Annotated in this window: 2 protein-coding genes; both read left to right on the plus strand. The window is 45.3% G+C overall.

All coding sequences use genetic code 11. The annotated features are described in order from the left end of the window. Positions 1 to 111: 111 nt before the first annotated feature. Positions 112 to 438: a DUF2499 domain-containing protein gene (locus NJ959_RS29465; protein ID WP_254015314.1), complete on the plus strand. Its 327-nt coding sequence runs from the start codon at positions 112 to 114 to the stop codon at positions 436 to 438. 113 nt (positions 439 to 551) lie between these two features. Beyond that, positions 552 to 845: a DUF3593 domain-containing protein gene (locus NJ959_RS29470; protein WP_254015315.1), complete on the plus strand. Its 294-nt coding sequence runs from the start codon at positions 552 to 554 to the stop codon at positions 843 to 845. Positions 846 to 1,445 lie beyond the last annotated feature (600 nt).

Below are 1,445 nucleotides of genomic sequence, written 5' to 3' on the forward strand. Positions count from 1 at the left end.
CATTTGGATCGTCAAATCCTGGTTAAATAATAAAGGATATCGCCCATATCCTTCATCCCTACAGCCTTAATTAAAACTCAAAATTCAAAACTCAAAACTCAAAACTCTCCTATGCACGCTCTTTCTATTCCAACTTGGATTATTCACATTTCCAGTGTCATTGAGTGGATTGCCGCAATTTGGTTAATCTGGACTTATGGCGAAATCACGGGTAATCGTTACTGGTGGGCTTTATCTGCCGCCATGTTACCCGCATTGGTGAGTGCTATGTGCGCCTGCACCTGGCACTTCTTTGATAATCTAGATTCCTTAGAGTGGCTTGTCACTCTTCAGGCTTCAATGACAGTTTTAGGTAATTGCACCGTCTGTGTTGCTGCTTGGTGGATTTGGCATTGTACGCGACAGAAAGATCCAAATAAAATTGATAAATCTATCTAAAGATACGGAGAAACCCGGTTTCGCCGAAGTTACCGGGTTTCTGAGGTGTAATCGATTGACATTAAATCTACTGTAAATCCGATCGAAATCTAGATCAGTCTTAATTAAAATAAATGATTACCAAAGAGACATTATTTGCCCTTTCCCTATTTCCCTACCTGGGATTTTTATGGTTTCTCACTCGCTCTGGAGAAACCCCCCGTTTGGCACTAATTGGGTTTTACCTAATCTTAGTTTTTGTTGCCGTTACCATCCCCGCCGGAATTTATGCCCAAGTGGGTTATGGAAAAGAATTAGCTAACGTTGATTGGTTACATGGCAGTGCTGAGTTTTTCTTGACATTATCAAATATTTTAGTAGTGTTAGGTTTCCGGCAAGCAATTATTGAATATAAGCGGAATCAATAAAAGTTAGCGGTTAAAACCGCAGCTACACAGACAAAACCCGCCTGTGCGGGTTATGAAACCCTCGATTTTTCGATAGTCTGCGCAGGCAGACTTGGTTTGTGTAGCCGCGATTTCCAATCGCCGATGCTGGGCGGTTGAAACCGCAGCTACACAGACAAAACCCGCCTGCGCGGGTTATGAAACCCTCGATTTTTCGATAGTCTGTGCAGGCAGACTTGGTTTGTGTAGCCGCGATTTCCAATCGCCGATGCTGGGCGGTTGAAACCGCAGCTACACAGACAAAACCCGCCTGCGCGAGTTATGAAACCCGCGATTTTTCGATAGTCTGTGCAGGCAGACTTGGTTTGTGTAGCCGCGATTTCCAATCGCCGATGCTGGGCGGTTGAAACCGCAGCTACACAGACAAAACCCGCCTGCGCGAGTTATGAAACCCTCGATTTTTCGATAGTCTGTGCAGGCAGACTTGGTTTGTATAGCCGCGATTTCCAATCGCCGATGCTGGGCGGTTGAAACCGCAGCTACACAGACAAAACCCGCCTGCGCGAGTTATGAAACCCTCGATTTTTCGATAGTCTGTGCAGGCAGACTTGGTTTGTATAG

The sequence above is a fragment of the Limnofasciculus baicalensis BBK-W-15 genome (assembly GCF_024178385.1).
Classification (GTDB): Bacteria; Cyanobacteriota; Cyanobacteriia; order Cyanobacteriales; family Coleofasciculaceae; genus Limnofasciculus; species Limnofasciculus baicalensis.